The organism is Polaribacter sargassicola (assembly GCF_021991835.1).
GTDB classification, from domain to species: domain Bacteria; phylum Bacteroidota; class Bacteroidia; order Flavobacteriales; family Flavobacteriaceae; genus Polaribacter; species Polaribacter sargassicola.
Genome location: NZ_JAHDAU010000008.1, coordinates 16,859 through 36,018, shown reverse-complemented (window position 1 = coordinate 36,018; position 19,160 = coordinate 16,859). Strand labels below are relative to the sequence as shown.

Below are 19,160 nucleotides of genomic sequence, written 5' to 3'. Positions count from 1 at the left end.
GTTTATAACAAGAGTAATTAAAAAAAGATGAGTAAAGTATCCATACATAACGAAGACAATAGTCTATTTGAACAAATAAAACATATAGATGAAAATGGTATAGAATATTGGCAAGCAAGACAATTGTCAAAAGCTCTAGATTATTCTGATTTTAGAAACTTCACTAAAGTCCTACAAAAAGCGTCAATAGCCTGTAAACAAAGTGAACAAAATCTTTCAGACCATATCGTTGAGTTCAACGAGATGGTAGCCATAGGAAGTGGTGCAGAAAGAGAAATGTCTAGTTATAAGTTATCTCGATACTTTTGCTATTTAATAGTTCAAAATGCCGATGCATCAAAAGAAATTGTGGCTTTGGGGCAAACCTATTTCGCAGTTCAAACACGCTTGCAAGAGCTTCAACAATTAGAAGAATATAATCAACTAGATACAGAAGAGAAAAAAAGACTTTTTTTACGAGATGAAATGAAAAAGCATAATACCCAACTAGCAGCAGCAGCCAAAGATGCAGGTGTAATTAAACCTTGGGAATATGCTGTGTTTCAAAATCATGGTTATCAAGGTTTATATGGGGGGTTAGGTGCAAAAGAAATTCACAAAAAGAAAGGATTAAAGAAAAGCCAACAAATCCTTGACCATATGGGCAGCACAGAATTAGCTGCAAATTTATTTCGTGCCACGCAAACCGAAGAAAAATTAAAAAGAGAAAAAATAAAAGGGAAAGAAAATGCTAACAAAGCGCACTTTGCAGTAGGTAAAAAAGTAAGAGAAACAATTGAAGAAATTGGTGGAACAATGCCTGAAGATTTACCCGTAGAAGAAAGCATAAAAAAGGTTGAACAAAAAGATCAGAAAAAGCTGAAAAGCAAGAATAACTAAAATTCAACGCAGTTTTATAGAATTAGTAGACTACTAAAGCTCACAAACGAATATGAAATTAAAATTTAAACAACAGCAATACCAAACCAATGCTGTCAATAATTTGGTGCGTGTTTTTAATGGGCAAACCAAAGGAACACGTAAAGAAGTGGTGGGTAGAGAAGGTATGTATGTACAAGAAATTTTTTCAAACAAAAAAATTGAACTTACAGATACAGACATACTTAAAAACGTACAAAACTTACAGCGTGAACAAAATATAAAACCTGTAAAAAAACTAGATGGAGGTTACAATTTTACCGTAGAAATGGAAACAGGTACGGGTAAAACCTACGTGTACACCAAAATGATGCTAGAGATGCACAAGTTGTATGGCTGGAACAAATATATCATAATGGTGCCTTCTGTAGCTATTAGAGAAGGAGTACATAAATCTTTAAAAATTACGGCAGAACATTTTCAGGAAACCTATGGTAAAAAGATACGTTTTAATATCTACGATACTAAAAATAAATCGAATCTAGTAAACATAAAACAATTTGGTAATAGTGCTGAAATTGAGGTGTTGATTATGAACTACCAAGCCTTTGCTACAAGAGGTAAGGAGGCACGTAAAATTTATCAAAAACTAGATTCTTTACAGTCAGAAAAACCCATTGATATCATAAAAAGAGCCAGACCTATTTTAATTATTGATGAGCCACAACGTTTTGGAGATACTGCAGAAAAAATGTTGCACGAGTTTAATCCGTTGTTTATCACTCGTTTTTCTGCTACACATAAAAAAGTAAAAACGAAATCTAAAAACCTACATGGTAAAACGGTTACTACAGAAAAAGAACGCTTTAATAAAGTATATCGGTTAGATGCTGTAGATGCTTTTAATCAAAAATTAGTAAAAAAGATAAAAGTAAAAGGGATTGAAGTTAAAGAAAATACGGGTACAAATTCCTTCTTGTTTTTAGATGCAATTACCGTTTCTAAGAATAAATACCCAACGGCAAAAATAGAATATGAAATAAAGCAGAAAACAGGCATAAAGAAAACAAGTAAAAACTTTTCTCAAACTGAAGACATATTTTCTGCTTCAAACGACTTAGAGCAATACAAAGGCTATGTAATTTCAGAGATTAATGCCAAAACAAATACGGTTAGTTTTACCAATGGTGTAGTGCTTTCTGTAGGTCAAGTTAGTGGTAATGTTTCAGAAGAACACGTTAGGCGCATACAAATAAGAGAAACCGTATTATCTCACATAGAAAAAGAACGTGAATTATTTAAAAAAGGCATAAAAACCTTATCGTTATTTTTTATTGATGAAGTAGCAAAATACAGAGCGTACAACGAAAGTGGAGAACAAATAAAAGCTGAATACGAACAGGTTTTTGAAGAAGAATATAACAATGCTATTGCTCAAAAATCACTTTTTGATGCAGACTACAATGCCTATTTAGAAAAACACGATGTTACTAAAGTACATAGCGGTTATTTTTCTGTTGATAAAAAAGGAAAAGCCATAGATTCTAAAGAATCACGTGGTCAAGGCGGAAGTGATGATATTTCTGCCTATGATTTAATTATGAAAAACAAAGAACGTTTATTGAGTTTAGAAGAACCTGTACGTTTTATTTTTTCACACTCTGCTTTACGTGAAGGTTGGGATAATCCAAATATTTTTCAAATTTGTACGCTAAAACATAGTCAATCTACTATTTCTAAACGTCAAGAAATTGGTCGTGGTTTGCGTATTTGTGTAGACAAACACGGTAACCGTATGGATGTTGAAACCTTAGATTCAGAGTTTTTTGATATCAATACCTTAACAGTTGTAGCAAGTGAATCTTATGATACGTTTGCAAAAGAATTACAAAACGAAATTTTGGCTTCTTTATCAGGCAGACCAACAAGATTAACAACTTCTGTTTTGAAAGACTTAGAATTAACAAACAAAGCAGGAGAAACCTTTGCTTTTGATGAAATGATTGCAACAGATGTTATTATAGATTTTAGAGTTAAAGGATATATAGATAAAGATTATAAAGTAACTGAAGTTTTAGTAGAAGCTATAGATAAAAATACATTTACAACCATACCTGAACTGGAAAACCATAAAGAAGAATTTGCGACGATTATTACCAAAATACACGAGGTTGATACGTTTAAAGCATCTTCAAATGCGAAAGCAGAAAATTTACCTAAAGAATTAAAAGTAAATGAAAATTTTGCTAAAAAAGAGTTTCAAGCTTTATGGAGTAAGATAAAAGTAAAAACCTTGTATGATGTAGATTTTGATACGAATGAATTGATTAAAAAGAGTGTGTCAGCTATTGATAATCAGTTAAGTGTACGTAAAGTAACGGTTCATATTGCTACAGGAGAACAAAGAGAAGGAATGAGTGCTGAAACATTGAAAACAGGAGGTAGTTTTAGCAAAACAAAACAACAAACCTATAAAACTGCCAGTATTTTAGGAAACACTACCTATGATTTAATTAAAGAAATTGCCAAAAATGCACATATTACAAGAAAAACAGCAACCGCAATTCTTACGCAAATAAAACCTACTAGTTTTGTTCAGTTTAAAGAAAATCCAGAGCATTTTATAACAGAAGTTTCCAGGTTTATAAATGAAGAAAAAGCAGCAACCTTAATCAATAATATTACCTATCATAAAACAGAAGAAACTTATTCTGATGATGTTTTTACAGTAAATAATTTTAATGGTTCATTGCAAGAAAATGTTTTAGAAGTCCAAAAACATATTTACGATTATGTAAAAACAGATTCAAAAACAGAAAGAGCATTTGCACAAGAATTAGAGACAGGAGCTATTGTTTATGCAAAATTACCAAGTGGCTTTAAAATTCCAACACCAGTAGGGAATTACAATCCAGATTGGGCAATTGTTTTTGAAACCAAAGAAGTAAAACACGTTTACTTTATTGCAGAAACCAAAGGCTCAATGAGTACAATGCAATTAAAAGGAGCAGAAGAGTTAAAAATTGAATATGCTCGTAAACATTTTGCAAAATTAGGTTCAGAAAATTTAAAATATGATGTAGTTAAAACATACCAAGATTTAACGGATAAGATATTAAAATAATAAAAATGATAGCTAAAAAAGGTAGAATTATTTAAGTATTAGCAACTCCCCACAACCCAAAACCCAGTTTTTTGCGAAAAGCAAAAACCCTCTGTCTTTTGTGTTGTTCCGCGCGCCACCACAAGTTTAGCGTTTTAATATTCTAAAGGTACTTGCATTTTATAGCTTGTATTTTCGCAAACTCAAACACAACTACAAAAAGCAATCTTTAATATTGTTTTCATAAAACACAAAACTCCCCAAAGCTAAGTTACATAATAGAAGTTATAATACTCTTTCGTAAACTACAGGTAGTTATAACTGCTATTATGTAAAATAGCCGCCCATCCAACGCTCAATTCCGATATGAATAATAACATTTAGATAGTTTAACAAAAGCGGTACTTTAATGCATTGTTTTTATAAGTGCTTGTGGCAACTTTAAATAAAACTTAAGAACTATATAATTATGAGTAGAAAATTAAAGACAATTTATAAAGCACCTACAAAATCAAAAAAAAGCCAATAAGAGTATGTTTTTTTATTTGCAAAGCAATTAGGTAAGATTGTTTTTACTAAAAGTAGATGTATGTATAATTAATAAAATTAATATCAAAATATAAAATAATGCTCTATCTAAAAAAATAAGAATCTACTTTTAAGAAAACCAATAAGATAAATTAGATAAGCACAAATAAAAAAAATACACTTATTCTCGCTGCTGCCAACGCACTAGGTACTTTAATTTTTTTTATTTTCAATAAAATTTTCAGCATATTTCCAGCAAGTACTTATAATTATTGTTTTGTAAGATTCAACAATTTTACACATTGTTTTTAATTGAATGCTACTTTCATTTCCAGTAATATGATGTTTTAAAACACTTCTACCAAACTCTTTTTCAATATCATAATCAATACAGCCTTGTATGTCTATTTCTCCCTCAAATGGATAGTATTTTATATGATGTTTAAAACTTTCAAAGACTTTTCTACCATTTTTTTTACAATCAATATGTAGCTTAGTAAGATTCATTTTTTTTTATATTTTTATACAAAATTACTAAAATGTGTTTCCATATTTCATTAACTAAATCAGCAAAAGATATAGAAAAAAAGTCAAAAATGTTTTTTAACATACCTTTCTCTTTTGAGCCTTATTATCATTTTAATGGATGGGAAACTAAACATTTGGCAATCATAAAACAAGGTACATCAGCAACTATAGACCTTTCTCTTTGGGGTTTGTTACCAACAAATTATGATTTATCCAAAAGAAAAGATTTTTTAATAAAAACCAACACTTTAAATGCAACCAAAGAAAGGTTGTATGATAGCAATTTATTTAGTCAATTTATAAGAAAGCAACGTTGTTTAATTCTTGCAGATGGTTTGTTCGAACCTCATTCTGCACTTGGTATAAAAAATAAAATACCTTATTATTTTAAAGAAAAAAACCACGATTTAATTGCCTTTGCAGGCGTTTATTCTGTTATTGATGATAACGAATCAACACCAATATATTCTGCTTCTATCATTACTACAGAAGCAAATAATATGTTTAAAGAAATACACAATACACCCAATAAGTTAGGCAGTTATAGAATGCCTTTAATATTAGATCCTTCAGACTATTATGATTGGTTAAATGTTACGGATGATGAAACAATTAAAATTTTATTACACACATTTACAAAACAAGAAATAATTAATTATCCAGTTTCTACAAGTTTGTTTTCCAATAAAATAAATACTAATGTCCCAAGTATTTTAGATAAAGTAGCTTATCAACAAAGTTTATTTTAATAAAAAACCCATATCAATGATATGGGTAAAATTGCTATGTAAAGCCTAAATAATAGGCTTGAAAAAAGAACTTAAATATACAAAAATAAATTCAATCATATTATTACTGTTGTTTTTATTTAAAACACAAAATTTAGTAACATAAAAATAAATAAAAAGATAGCAAATATAAGTGCCTTGCATCAGCCACCGCTTACAGGCTGTAAAGGTCAAGCCCTACGGGTTTTGGATAAAACTTTTTTCACATCATTTTAAACGTTTAAATAAACATGGTTATATAAAAAACTTTTACCCAAAAACCTTGACAGCCTTTTCCTAAGGCCCTTTTGGGTAGCACATCTTTTTTTTCTTTTCCAAAAAAATGTTCGCGAAGCGTAGCGTAGCAATTTTAATTTGGATAACTATGTCAACTTTTGAACTAAAAACACACAAACCTGGTCGCACTTACTCGAACCCTCATTTTTTCATTCTAAACAAAGGTCTAAACAGCGGTAAACCTTTAACAGATCCCTGTGCTAACTGTTTTGTTGTTACCACTTTTACAGAAGAAACAAAAAACACATTATTTCATTTATCCATGATGCTACAAATAGGTGGTTTTTATGCGTATTACTTAAAAGGTAGTGTTATTCCGTTTATCTCAATAGATGATTGTAGAAATGTACTTAAAAAAACTTTTAATTCTACTAAAAAAAATAATAACCAGATGAAAAAGCACATAAAAGCAGTAGAGGTAATTTCTAAAAAAGAAAAAGAGTTACAAAATTTTATTAATAAAATGGCAGTTTTAAAAGTGGCATATATCCGTAATTCTTTCAAAATAATGCAAAATAAAGAAGTCTAATGCAAAGGTATCATATACCTCTAAAACTCTTACAAAGTGGTATAATAATAGCTATATTCGTTAAAATAACAAGGTTTAAAAGCAATATAAAGTCCGTACCAAATTCGAACAAGTATTAATTTTAAATTTATATAAGAATGGGAAAAATATCTCAGGGAATTTTAGGAGGACTATCTGGTAAAGTTGGTAACGTTATTGGCGGTAGTTGGAAAGGTATTGATTATTTAAGAATCAAACCATCAAGTGTGGCAAACCCACGAACAGAAGGACAAGTAAACCAACGTAATAAATTTACGATTACTTTGGAGTACTTACAGGCTAACAAAGGTTTTATAAAAATTGGTTATAAAGCATTTGCGACCAAGAAAACGGAATTTAATGCTGCTATGTCTTATGTGTTAAATAATGCGGTAGGCGGTGCTGCACCTAACTTTACGATTGATTACTCTTTAGCTTTATTAAGTAGAGGTTCTTTATCAGGAGTATTGAATGGAACAACCGATTTAACAACACCAGGACAAGTAAGTTTTGATTGGGATGATAACTCCGCAGAAGGTAATGCAAATGTAACAGACAAAGCAATGGTATTGGTTTACAATCCAAGTAAAAAAGAATCAATTTCTATTCTGGATGGTGCTGATAGAACTGTAGGTTCGCAGGTGGTTACAATACCAAATACCTATGCAGGTGACACAGTAGAGCTATTTATGGCGTTTGTTTCTGCCGATGGTAGTCTAGTATCTAATAGTGTGTATTTAGGCTCTGGTACGGCTGCTTAAATTTTTTAGGTTTAAATACATTTTAAAAACCGTTTCTATTAATTTAGTAACGGTTTTTTTTTGTTTTTATATATTGATAATGAGTTAGTTATGGTGGTTATTTTTTGTATCTTTACAATGCAATCAAACGCAAATCGTTCATTAAAATATTAAACAACTATTGTATTAATAGGTGTGTTATTCGGAGGAGTTTATTATTGTTAGGTTTTAAATAACTGTATATAAGGGAAATAGGTGTAAACGGGTAGTCCCGTCCAGACCGCAAAACCTAGTAATCATTAGATTACTAGGTTTTTTTATTTTAATAGAAGACATTAAGTATGTTGTTTATAAATACTGTCTTATTAAAATAAATTTCTCAATAATAAAGTCTGACAAAAAAGCAGGTTCTTTAACTTGGTATAGTTTTCGCTTTTAGTTTATTAAATTATAATAGTATGAAAACATTTTTAAAAATTTTATTAACGGCCTTAGCAGTTGTAGTTTTGGCTAATATTTTACCAGGTGTTTCTGTAGCTGGTTATAGTTCTGCAATTATTGTGGCTGTAGTTATTGCATTATTAAATATGTTTGTTAAGCCACTTTTAATTTTTTTTACTTTACCTGCAACCATAGTAACTTTAGGATTATTTCTTTTTGTAATAAATGCATTTATAATATTACTAGCAGATAAATTAATAGATGGTTTTGCTGTTTCCGGCTTCTTTACAGCATTATTTTTTAGTATTTTACTCTCCTTTTTTAGATCGGTGTTATTTTCATTATTAAAAGAGGATAAGGACTTTACAAAGAGCTAAATAACATAACTGAAATAGAAGTATTTAACATTTGTGCAATCAATTAAAATGATTAATTTTGCACTCGATTTTTTAAAGAATAAGAGACTAAGAAATGAATATTACAAAAGAAAACATTGATGCGTTAAACGCAGTTGTAAAAGTAGATATAGTTGCAGAAGACTATCAACCAAAGGTAACAAAATTATTAACAGATTATCGTAAAAAAGCAGATGTACCTGGGTTTAGAAAAGGTCATGTACCTATGGGGATGATTAAAAAGCAATATGGTAAATCTATAATGATAGATGAGGTTAACAAGCTTTTACAAGATTCTTTAAATAAATATATTACAGAAGAAAAATTAGATATATTAGGTAATCCTTTACCTAGAGTACAAGAAGATTTTAATTGGGATGCAGAAGCTTTTTCTTTTGAATTTGAATTAGGTTTAGTGCCAGAATTCGAAATAGATTTAAGTCAGAAAAACAAAATAAAACAATATAATATTGTTGCTACTGATGAGTTACTTGACGAAGAAGTTAAGAATATTCAGACACGTTACGGAAAAATGAGCGCTATAGATGAAGCTACTGAACACTCTAACGTAACAGGTACTTTTGTTAATGAAGAAAAAGGAATCAACAAAAAATCTACTTTCTTAGTAAATGACCTTAAAGGGAAGAAAAACGAAAAGAAAGTAATAGGAGCTAAAGTTGGAGATGTAATTGAGTTAGAAACTAAAAAATTATTTGAAGACGACCATAAATTACAGAACATTTTAGGTGTAGATCATGATGCAATTCATGATTTAGATGTTACAGTAACTTTAACTGTAGAAGAAATTACTAAAACAGAACCAGCAGATTTAGATAAAGAATTATTTGATAAATTATTTGCTGATGGTAGTGTAACTTCTGTAACAGAATTAAAAGAAAAAATTAAAGAAGACGCAGAAAAGCAATTCTTACAACAAGGAGACCAACAGTTATTAAACTCTGTAATAGAGTATTTAGTAGAAAATACAAAGTTTGATTTACCTGCAGATTTCTTAAAAAAATGGTTAGCAACTGCTGGTGAAAAACCATTAACAGAAGAAGAAGCTGCTGCAGAATACGAGAAATCAGAAAAAGGTTTGCGTTATCAATTAATCGAAGGTAAGATTATGAAAGATAACGATATTAAAATTGATTATAAAGAATTAGTAGATTACGCTAAGGTTTTTATCCGTCAGCAAATGGCTCAATTTGGTAACATGAACCCAGAAGAAAAAGAGTTAGATGATATTGCTGGTAGAATTTTACAAAACCAAGAAGAAGCTCAAAAATTACAAACTCAATTAATTAGTCAAAAATTATTGGCTTTTTATAAAGAGAACATCAATTTTAAAACAAAAGAAGTTTCTTACGAAGATTTTATCAAAGAAGTTTACAAATAAATAACAGTCTAAGATTGTTATAGCACTTTACTTAAGCTAATTAAAATATATTTATTTAAGTAAAAAATATCATAATCAAAAAAACCTGAATTGTAAGATTCGGGTTTTTTTTAGCAACTAACTGTAACAAAATATTAAGAGAATAGTTCTTATATTTACAATAATAAACTTAAAACAGAATCACGAAATGGATTACGGAAAAGAGTTCGAAAAATACGCAACAAAACATCAAGGAATAAGCAGTACATATTTTGGTAAAATAACAAGTAGTTTAACGCCATATATTATGGAAGAACGACAAATGAACATTACACAAATGGATGTTTTTTCTCGTTTAATGATGGATAGAATTATCTTTTTAGGAACAGGGATTAATGACCAAGTAGCAAATGTTATTCAAGCTCAATTATTGTTTTTAGAAAGTGTAGATGCTAATAAAGATATTTCAATTTATATAAATTCTCCAGGAGGAGGTGTTTATGCAGGTTTAGGTATTTATGATACAATGCAATTTATAAAGCCAGATGTTGCTACTATTTGTACAGGTATGGCAGCTTCTATGGGAGCAGTTTTAATGTGTGCTGGTGCTGCTGGTAAACGTTCTGCATTACCACATTCTAGAGTAATGATTCATCAACCGTTAGGTGGTGCTCAAGGGCAAGCTTCTGATATTGAGATTACTGCAAGAGAAATTTTAAAGTTAAAAGACGAGTTGTATGCTATTATAGCAAATCATTCTGGTCAAACAATAGAAAAAGTACATAATGATTCTGATAGAGATTATTGGATGAAAGCAGATGAGGCAAAAGCTTACGGAATGATTGATGAAGTTTTAGCAAGAAAATAAAAATTAGTTTTTAACAATACATTTATTGTTAAGAGTAAAAGGTGAAAAGCCAGGTAAATAATGTCGAAAGAAGAAAATTTAGAATGTTCGTTTTGCGGACGTAAAAAAGCAGAAACAGATATGTTAATTGCAGGTATGGATGCTCATATCTGTGATAAATGTATAGAACAAGCACACGGTATTGTACAAGAAGAAATTTCTGAAGCAAAATCTAGTTCTTTATCTGAAGATTTAATTTTAAAAAAACCTCTTGAAATTAAAGAATTTCTAGATCAATATATAATTGGTCAATTAGAAACAAAAAGAGCGATGTCTGTTGCTGTTTATAATCATTATAAAAGATTATTACAGACAAAAGACGATAAAGATGATGTAGAAATAGAAAAATCTAATATTGTTTTAGTAGGAGAAACCGGAACCGGAAAAACCCTTGTAGCTAAAACAATTGCAAGAATGCTAAATGTACCTTTTGCTATTGTAGATGCAACAGTTTTAACACAAGCTGGTTATGTAGGAGAAGATGTAGAAAGTATTTTAAGTAAATTATTACAAGCTGCAGATTACGATGTAGAAAAAGCACAAAGAGGTATTATTTTTATTGATGAGATAGATAAAATTGCCAGAAAAGGAGATAATCCTTCAATAACTAGAGATGTTTCTGGTGAAGGTGTGCAGCAAGCTTTATTAAAATTATTGGAAGGAACTGTTGTAAATGTTGCTCCAAAAGGAGGAAGAAAACATCCAGATCAAAAATTTATAGAAGTAGATACTAAAGAGATTTTATTTATTGCCGGTGGCGCATTTTCTGGTATAGAAAGATCTATAAGTAAGCGTTTAAATATGCAAGCTGTTGGGTTTGGAGCTTCTTTAGAAGATGATAATGTAGATGAAGAAAATTTATTACAATACATTATTCCTTCAGATTTAAAAGCATTTGGTTTAATTCCAGAAATTATTGGTCGTTTGCCAGTTTTAAGTTACATGAATCCTTTAGATGCTAAAACTTTACGAGCTATTTTAACAGAGCCTAAAAACTCTATTATTAAGCAATATGCAAAGTTATTTAGTATGGATGGTGTTTCTTTTAGTATAGATGAAGATGCTTTAAATTATATTGTAGATAAAGCGGTAGAATATAAATTAGGAGCAAGAGGTTTAAGGTCTCTTTGCGAAGCTATTTTTACAGACGCAATGTTTGATTTACCAAGTTCTAATGTTAAAGAATTTAATGTGACCAAAGAATATGCAGAAGAAAAACTGTCTAATTCTACATTAAAAAAATTAAAAGCAGCTTCTTAGAATTTTAAAAATAAAAATTAAAACCTCATTATTAATTTAATGAGGTTTTTTTATTAAATTAATAAAATATGTAATTCTTATATTTGCTATCCTTTTTTAAATAAAATCATTTAATGATATCAAGAAGTTCTATAGACCGTATTTTCGAATCTGCAAGAGTAGAGGAGGTTATTGGCGAATTTGTTCAGCTTAAAAAAGCCGGAAGTAATTTTAAAGGATTAAGTCCGTTTACAGATGAAAAATCACCATCATTTATGGTGTCTCCAGTAAAACAAATCTGGAAAGATTTTTCTACAGGTAAAGGAGGTAATTCTGTTTCTTTTCTAATGGAGCATGAGCATTATTCGTATCCAGAAGCTCTAAGGTGGTTGGCAAAAAAGTACAATATAGAAATTGAAGAAACCGAGCAAACATCTGAAGAAAAAGAACAGATGAATGAGCGAGAAAGTATGTTTATGGTTTCTAACTTTGCCAAAGATTACTTTAATAATGTTATGCTTAATACCAATAAAGGAAAAGCAATAGGTTTAAGTTATTTTAAAGAACGTGGTTTTACAGACGAAACTATTAAAAAATTTGATTTAGGTTATTGTATTGATGAGTGGGATAATTTTACAAATGCTGCCTTAGCTAAAGGATATGATTTAAAATATTTAGCATCTACAGGTTTAACAATTGTAAAAGAAAACAAACAGTTCGATCGTTTTAAAGGTCGTGTAATGTTTCCTATTCACTCTATGTCTGGTAGAATTTTAGGTTTTGGTGGTCGTATTTTAACTGCGGATAAAAAAGCAGCCAAATATTTAAACTCTCCAGAGAGTGATATTTACCATAAGAGTAAAATTTTATATGGTATTTATCAAGCTAAAAAAGAGATTGCCAAACAAGACAATTGTTTTTTGGTAGAAGGTTATACAGATGTAATTTCTTTTAATCAATCTGGTGTAGAAAATGTAGTAGCTTCTTCTGGTACTGCTTTAACATCAGATCAAATACGTTTAATAAATAGGTTAACAAAAAATATTACTGTTTTATTTGATGGTGATGCAGCGGGAATTAGAGCTTCTATTCGTGGAATCGATTTAATTCTAGAACAAGGAATGAACGTAAAAGTAGTTCAATTTCCTGATGGGGAAGATCCAGATAGTTTTGCTAAAAGCCATTCTAATACAGAATTAAAAGAGTATTTAGAGAATTCTACTCAAGATTTTATCAATTTTAAAGTATCACTTTTATTAAAGGATTCTAATAACGATCCAATAAAAAAAGCAGGAGTAATTAGAGATATCGTAACTAGTATTTCTAAAATTCCTGATGGTATTCAAAGAGAAGTTTATGTGCAAGAATGTTCTAGAATTATGGACATTTCAGAACGAGTTTTATTTAGTGAGTTGGCTCAATTATTAAAAAAAGGATTACAAGAGAAAAGTAAAAGAGCACAAAAAACGCAATTAAATAGTACGCAACAAGATCCTAATCAACCACCACCAGAATATTTTGCTGAACAAGAGCAAACAAAAATGGGAGTTGTTAAAGGAGGTAAAATATCTACACAAAAAATAGATCAACTTTCTATCTTAGAAACAGAAATAATAAGAATTTTACTTTTATATGGTAATGAAGAGGTAGAGTTTTTAGAAGAGGTTATTGAGGTTAATGATTCTGGTAAAGAAGAAATAACTACCAGGAAATATCAAAATTTAGTTTCAGCAGAAATTTATGTGCATTTACAAGATGATGAAATAGAATTTTCTAATGAAGTTTTTCAAGAGATTTATGCAGAAATCATACATCAGCTAAATCAATACGAAAAATTAGAAATGGATGGTTTGGTAAATCATAAAAATCCAGAAATTAGAAATATTGTTACATCCATTTTAATGGATGAAGAAAATCCAAATATGAGACTTAGTGATTGGGAAAGACAAAATATCTATGTTACAGGTGCATTAGAGGTTTTAAGAAAGGCTGTGAATGATGCAATTTTTAATTTACGAAGAGTTTTAATAGGAGAAAAAATAGAAGAATTAATGAGTGAAGCTAGTCTAAACCAAGATATGTCTATAGATTTAGAGGTTATAAAAAACTATACAAGTTTAAAAATGAGGTTGTATGAAAAGCTTAATAGAGTAGTTTAATATTAACAAATTGTAAATACAAGTATTTTTACTTATTTATAGGTATCAATTTTAGTTTGTTTTTTTGTACATTGCAAGCGCTAAGAAAAACAAACAACTATGAAAAGAACATTACAATTATTAAAAATCGTCCAATTATTTATTTTGTTACCATTTGAAATTTCTAAAGGTTCTAAAAAAAGAGCTTATATGCAAATTAAAAAAGTAATGGTAGCTGCAAATTTATTGTAGACATTATATAAAAAAAGCCTTAATTTTTAAATTAAGGCTTTTTTTATATAATTTTATTTGATTTCTTTAGGTATTTCGCAAACAGGAATTGGTAACATTTTATGTTGATTAATTGTATTTAATCTGGTATATATCTTAAAAACTTCTTGTTCTCTGCCAGAAAAATCACTTAAAACTTTTCCTTCATCTTGCATATTCATCGCCCATTCTAGCTCGTCATAAGAGGCTCCTAATTGGTCTTCGTCTGTTCTGCTGTCTCCAAACAAACCATCTGTAGGTTGTGCTTTTTGAATAGAATTTGGTACTTCTAAAAAAGCAGCTAATTCATATACTTCCGATTTCATTAAATCTGCAATAGGACTTAAATCTACACCTCCATCACCATATTTTGTGTAAAAACCTACTCCAAAATCTTCAACTTTATTCCCTGTTCCAGCAACTAAATATCCATGTAAACCTGCTAAATAATATAATGTTGTCATTCTTAATCTAGCTCTAGTATTAGCAAGAGAAAGATCTACTTTAGGAGAAGGTTCTACATTAGGAACCACTTTTTTAAAACCCTCAAACGTAGAAGTTAAATCTACTTTAGTGCTTAAAACATTTGTAAAACGTTTTTTTAATTGTTCTATATGTTCGTTTGCTCTTGTTACTTGGTTTTCTGCTTGGTGTATAGGCATTTCTACACATAATGTAGGTAAACCTGTTTTAGCACATAATGTAGATGTTAAAGCAGAATCTATACCTCCAGAAACACCAACAACAAATCCATTTACTTTAGCGTTTACAGCATAATCTTTTAACCAATCTATTATATATTTTGCAACTATTTCAGTCTTCATGGACAAACTATTTTAGTATTTTTATCGTTTTATATTCAGAATAGCAAGATACAAAGTTTATGAGATTTTTTTTAATAGTATTGGTGGTTTTATTTGTTTTTTTTTCTTGTAATAAAGAAAAATTAAAAGATGTTAATGTATCAGATGTAGGGGTAAGTTTACAAGTAGATAGATTTGATGTCGATTTTTATACTTCAAATAAAACAACTTTAAATCAGGTAAAAAATAAGTATCCATATTTATTCCCAAAAAATATTACAGATAGTGTTGCTATAAGTAAGATTAATAATAAAGATGAACAAGAATTATTTTTAGAAACACAGAAATTATATAAAGATTTTTCTAAAAATAAAGAAGAATTAATTTCTTTGTTTAAGCATGTTAAATACTATAACCCTAATTTTAAAGCGCCTAAAATAGTAACTATGTTATCTAATATAGATTATAATAGTAGAGTTATTTATGCAGATAGTTTATTGTTAATTTCTTTGGATGTTTATTTGGGGAAGAATCATAAGTTTTACTCTGATTATCCAAAATATATTAAAGAAAATAATACAAAAGAAAATATAGTTGTTGATGTAGCAAATGCTATCATAGAAAAACAATTATCAACAACAACAAGTAGAACCTTTGTAGAAAAGATGGTTTTTGAAGGAAAAAAGATGTACTTATTAGATTTGTATTTACCTAAGATTTCAGACAAACTAAAAATTGGATATTCTGAAGACAAATTAAAATGGAGTATTGATAATGAAGATAAAGTTTGGAAGTATTTTATAGAAAAAAAATTACTATTTAGTACAGATACCAAGCTTAATAAAAGGTTTTTAGATATAGCACCTTTTTCTAAATTTTATTTACAGCAAGATAGTCAATCACCTGGTAGAATTGGTGTTTGGTTTGGTTGGCAAATAGTAAAATCTTTTATGCAAAATAATGATGTATCTTTGCAAGAGTTATTAATAATTGATTCGCAAGAATTGTTCAATAAATCAAAATATAAGCCTAAAAAATAATGTCAGTAAAACATAATTCACAAGTTAATTTCGAAATTGGGTTAGATGAAAATAAGGTTCCAGAAGAAATCTTTTGGACAGCAATAGATGGTGGTATAGATAAAGCAGAGTCAAAAGCTGTTATGATTTCTGTTTGGGATCATAAGCAAAAAGATACATTGCGCATGGATCTATGGACAAAAGATATGCCTATAGATGAAATGAAGCAGTTTTATCATCAAACATTAATGTCTATGGCAGACAGTTTTGAAAGAGCAACAGATGACCAAAAAATGAGTGCAACTATGAGAGATTTCTGTGAATACTTTGCGGAAAAGTTAGAACTTAAAAAGTAAATGATATAGTTTTATACTTTTAAGAAAGTATAAATATAAAAGAAAAGAGACTACAATTTTGTAGTCTCTTTTCTTTTATATAATAAGCTTTATTTTATTGCTTTGGTTTTATTTCCACTCTTCTATTTAATTGTCTTCCACCTTCAGTATTGTTAGAAAACTTAGGTCTAGTTTCTCCAAAACCTTCAGACTCTAGTCGGTCGTTAGAAATACCTTGTTTAATCATATAATTAACTACACTTGTAGCTCTTCTTTGAGATAAATCTAAATTATAGTTGTCGTTTCCTACGTTATCTGTATGTCCTTCAATTATAAATTTAATTTCAGGAATTTTTTTCATTAGAGATATAATCTCATCAATAGTTGTATAAGAAACAGGTTTAATTTTATCACTATTAGTATTAAAATTAATACTAGCTGCTAATAAATTAATTTGTTGAGTAATATTGTTATTGACTGTAGTTACTTGTTTAGGACAACCATTATTTTCGATAACTCCTGGTGTATCAGGGCAAGCATCTTTATCATCGGTAATTCCATCTTTATCAGAATCAACAAGTACAGGACAACCTTCATTAGAGATAGGACCATAAACTAATGGGCATTTATCTTTATAATCTGGTAATCCATCTTGATCAGAATCAATAGCTTTACCGTTACCATAAACCAATACTCCTGCAGGTGTATTAGGTTCTATATCTAGTTGGTCCATTACCCCATCTTTATCTGTGTCACTAATTCTAAGGCCAGGGTTACTTTGTTGACCTAGGGTATCATCTCCCCAAATAGCAAATACTTTTTTCTTACCTAATTTTACAACTGCACCAAGACTAGTAACAAAGAATGTTTCCCAGTCTTGTTTATTAGATATTGCAGCATCTAAATGATCTTCGTAATTAAAATAAATACCAGTTCTAAATTCTAAATCTACTCGCTTACTAATTCTTCTTTTAAGACCAAATTGACCAGATAAATATATAGAACTAGCCTTATTAACACTATTTCTAGCTTTATTATAACCAAAATCTACTAAAAGATTATCTTCTCCTGTTGGATTTATCTCATATAAGGCAGAGTCATATTGATGATATCCCAACCCAAAATATCCTGCAGCATTCCAATTTCTGGTTGATGTTTGATATAAGTTTGTAAAGTTTAAGATTAAGTTTAACTCAGCTCCTAAAGCTTTTCCTTCGAATCTCATATTGTCTCTAATAACTGTGTTATCAACATATAAAAGTTCATAGACATCAGAGAAATATTGTGCACCTCCTGAAATTTTTGAATAGGTAGCTTTAAGTTCTAAACCTAATAAAGGGTTAAACATTTTGTCTACATATGCAAATACTCCAAAGTTTAAGTATTGAGTATCATCACTAGTTCCAATAGAACGCATATCTCCATGCATAATAAAGTTGCTAAAACCTCCACCAACAGCCCAACTATTACTGTTTTCTAAATTAATAGTTTTTGCATAAGTAATCTCATTTGTAGTAAATTGAGCGAATGAATTAGCAGCAAAAAAAATGGTAAGTACTAAAAGTAAAAAAAATCTCCTCATATTATAATGTTTTTCGTTTTAACAATTTGGGGGAGGTATTTATCTAAGCAAAGGTATATTATTTTTTTTAAAAAGCTTAATTTTATTAAGAATGTATTTGTAATCATCACAATTTTTAACAAAATCTAATTCTGAAACATCAATAATTAATATATTGAGATTTTTTTCTGTATTAATAAAGCTTTTATATCCATTATGTATCTTTTTTAGATAAGAAATTTCGATGTTTTGTTCGTATTTCCTGCCCCTTTTTTTTATGTTTTCTAATAATCTTTCAGTATTTTGATATAAATAGATGTATAAATCTGGTTTTGTAATTTCTTTGTACATCAAATCAAACATCTTTCTATATAATTGATACTCTTCTTTTTGTAAAGTAACCTGTGCGAAAATTAAAGATTTAAAGATATAATAATCTGATATAATAAAATTTTTAAATAAGTCGAACTGAGCTAAATCATCGGTTAATTGTTGATATCTATCTGCTAAGAAACTCATCTCTAATGGAAATGCATATCGTTCTTTATCTTTATAAAATTTTGGTAAAAAAGGATTGTCAGCAAAACGTTCTAAAACAAGTTTTGCATTAAAATCTTCAGCCATCATTTTGGTTAAAGATGTTTTTCCTGCACCAATATTACCTTCTATAGCAATATAGTTATATTTTTCTGTAATAGGTATAGGTCTTTCTAATTGGAGTTCAGTTTTAGTAATTTTAGAAGTGTCTATACAGTTTTGTAAACAAGCAGTTAGTGTTGTTTTTGCAGTTGGATGATAAGTGTTTCCGGCGATTTCTACTAAAGGGACTAAAACAAACTTACGCTCTAACATTTTAGGGTGTGGAACTATCAAAGTTTTTGATAAGATAATTTCATTATCAAAAAGTAAAACATCAATATCTATATTTCTGGCTGTGTATTCAGATGAATTACTTCGTTCTCTTCCTAATTTATTTTCAATATCTAAAAGAGTACTCATCAATTCTTCAGGTAGAAGGTAAGTGGTAGTTTGTAAACAAATATTAAAAAAATCATCACTATTAAATCCCCATGAAGAGGTTTTATATACAGATGATATTTTCTGAATAGTACCTACTTTATCTGCAATTAAGTTAATTGCATTTTGCAGATTTTCAAGTTTATTTCCTTGGTTTGTACCTAATGATAAATATGTAACTTTTTGATTCTTCATAAAGTTTACAAAGAAAATAAAAGCATTTATATAAAAGCCTTTCAAACAAAAAAAATCGCCAAATAATTTTGGCGATTTTTTAAAAATATTTTAA

Annotated in this window: 17 protein-coding genes; 13 read left to right on the top strand and 4 right to left on the bottom strand. The window is 29.1% G+C overall.

Annotated features, from left to right (window positions below):
• The first annotated feature begins 27 nt into the window (after positions 1-27).
• A complete protein-coding gene (dinD, locus tag KI686_RS12875) occupies positions 28-879 on the top strand; it encodes a DNA damage-inducible protein D (protein ID WP_237589735.1) in 852 nt (283 codons plus the stop codon).
• Between the two features lie 52 nt (positions 880-931).
• Positions 932-3,982 (top strand): restriction endonuclease, encoded by a 3,051-nt coding sequence (locus KI686_RS12870; protein ID WP_237589734.1) that lies wholly within the window; start codon positions 932-934, stop codon positions 3,980-3,982.
• A gap of 720 nt (positions 3,983-4,702) precedes the next feature.
• Here the strand turns inward: KI686_RS12870 and KI686_RS12865 are convergent.
• Positions 4,703-4,996 (bottom strand): hypothetical protein, encoded by a 294-nt coding sequence (locus KI686_RS12865; RefSeq protein WP_237589733.1) that lies wholly within the window; start codon positions 4,994-4,996, stop codon positions 4,703-4,705.
• Between the two features lie 32 nt (positions 4,997-5,028).
• Here KI686_RS12865 and KI686_RS12860 point away from each other — a divergent pair, with 32 nt between their 5' ends.
• The 9 genes from KI686_RS12860 (at position 5,029) to KI686_RS16780 (ending at position 14,118) form a co-directional block, all read left to right on the top strand.
• Entirely contained in the window at positions 5,029-5,766 is a 738-nt protein-coding gene (locus KI686_RS12860) for an SOS response-associated peptidase (RefSeq protein WP_262913997.1), read from the top strand.
• Between the two features lie 403 nt (positions 5,767-6,169).
• Positions 6,170-6,610 carry a DUF6943 family protein gene (locus tag KI686_RS12855; protein WP_237589731.1) on the top strand — a complete coding sequence of 147 codons (441 nt, stop codon included), beginning with the start codon at positions 6,170-6,172 and terminating at the stop codon, positions 6,608-6,610.
• A gap of 137 nt (positions 6,611-6,747) precedes the next feature.
• Complete coding sequence (locus tag KI686_RS12850) at positions 6,748-7,389, top strand: DUF6266 family protein (RefSeq protein ID WP_237589730.1); 642 nt, start codon at positions 6,748-6,750, stop codon at positions 7,387-7,389.
• A 437-nt stretch (positions 7,390-7,826) separates the two neighbouring features.
• Complete coding sequence (locus tag KI686_RS12845; RefSeq protein WP_237589729.1) at positions 7,827-8,186, top strand: phage holin family protein; 360 nt, start codon at positions 7,827-7,829, stop codon at positions 8,184-8,186.
• A gap of 94 nt (positions 8,187-8,280) precedes the next feature.
• Complete coding sequence (tig, locus tag KI686_RS12840) at positions 8,281-9,603, top strand: trigger factor (protein WP_237589728.1); 1,323 nt, start codon at positions 8,281-8,283, stop codon at positions 9,601-9,603.
• A 187-nt stretch (positions 9,604-9,790) separates the two neighbouring features.
• Positions 9,791-10,450: an ATP-dependent Clp endopeptidase proteolytic subunit ClpP gene (clpP, locus tag KI686_RS12835; RefSeq protein WP_237589727.1), complete on the top strand. Its 660-nt coding sequence runs from the start codon at positions 9,791-9,793 to the stop codon at positions 10,448-10,450.
• 60 nt (positions 10,451-10,510) lie between these two features.
• A complete protein-coding gene (gene clpX / locus KI686_RS12830; protein ID WP_237589726.1) occupies positions 10,511-11,749 on the top strand; it encodes an ATP-dependent Clp protease ATP-binding subunit ClpX in 1,239 nt (412 codons plus the stop codon).
• A gap of 113 nt (positions 11,750-11,862) precedes the next feature.
• Positions 11,863-13,887, top strand: coding sequence for a DNA primase (gene dnaG, locus KI686_RS12825; protein ID WP_237589725.1), 2,025 nt, complete (start codon positions 11,863-11,865; stop codon positions 13,885-13,887).
• A gap of 99 nt (positions 13,888-13,986) precedes the next feature.
• Positions 13,987-14,118, top strand: a complete 132-nt coding sequence (locus KI686_RS16780; RefSeq protein ID WP_262913996.1) for a hypothetical protein — start codon at positions 13,987-13,989, stop codon at positions 14,116-14,118.
• Between the two features lie 53 nt (positions 14,119-14,171).
• On the opposite strand, the gene nadE is transcribed toward KI686_RS16780, so the two are convergent.
• On the bottom strand, positions 14,172-14,960 hold the full coding sequence (nadE, locus tag KI686_RS12820) for an NAD(+) synthase (protein WP_237589724.1): 789 nt from the start codon (positions 14,958-14,960) through the stop codon (positions 14,172-14,174).
• 59 nt (positions 14,961-15,019) lie between these two features.
• Between nadE and gldB the strand changes: the two genes are divergently transcribed.
• Complete coding sequence (gldB, locus tag KI686_RS12815; protein WP_237589723.1) at positions 15,020-15,979, top strand: gliding motility lipoprotein GldB; 960 nt, start codon at positions 15,020-15,022, stop codon at positions 15,977-15,979.
• Positions 15,979-16,314, top strand: a complete 336-nt coding sequence (gene gldC, locus KI686_RS12810) for a gliding motility protein GldC (RefSeq protein WP_237589722.1) — start codon at positions 15,979-15,981, stop codon at positions 16,312-16,314. The genes gldB and gldC overlap by 1 nt, the downstream gene beginning before the upstream one ends.
• A gap of 94 nt (positions 16,315-16,408) precedes the next feature.
• On the opposite strand, the gene KI686_RS12805 is transcribed toward gldC, so the two are convergent.
• Positions 16,409-17,875 carry an OmpA family protein gene (locus KI686_RS12805; protein ID WP_237589721.1) on the bottom strand — a complete coding sequence of 489 codons (1,467 nt, stop codon included), beginning with the start codon at positions 17,873-17,875 and terminating at the stop codon, positions 16,409-16,411.
• Positions 17,876-17,914: 39 nt separating this feature from the next.
• Positions 17,915-19,066 carry a 2-amino-4-hydroxy-6-hydroxymethyldihydropteridine diphosphokinase gene (gene folK, locus KI686_RS12800; protein ID WP_237589720.1) on the bottom strand — a complete coding sequence of 384 codons (1,152 nt, stop codon included), beginning with the start codon at positions 19,064-19,066 and terminating at the stop codon, positions 17,915-17,917.
• Between the last annotated feature and the right edge of the window lie 94 nt (positions 19,067-19,160).